1 pseudogene is annotated in these 255 nt (G+C 40.0%); it reads right to left on the reverse strand.

The features are described 5' to 3' along the window. Positions 1–255 (reverse strand): annotated as a pseudogene (locus tag RYX56_RS23800) (vitamin B12 dependent-methionine synthase activation domain-containing protein); the annotation flags it as partial.

A 255-nucleotide genomic window follows, 5' to 3' on the forward strand; every position in this document is an offset into this window, starting at 1 on the left:
CAGGATCATAAATATAAATTTTATTCCCATCTGATTGTGCCGGGAAAAATTGATACAAGGCCCGCGGTGTAATCCAATTATTCGCATTGGCGTCTGCCAGCAGCTGGTCCACCATTTCTTTTACCTTCCATGCCTTTTCATCTTTCTCAGCAAGTAATTTTGCAATTTTTCCTTTGACACCGAGGTGATGTCCAAGCAGCATCTGCATATTAATATACGGTTCAATATGGGACAAGGAATACGATTTTATCACAT

This window comes from Alkalihalophilus lindianensis (genome assembly GCF_032843265.1).
Lineage (GTDB): Bacteria > Bacillota > Bacilli > Bacillales > Bacillaceae_D > Alkalihalophilus > Alkalihalophilus lindianensis.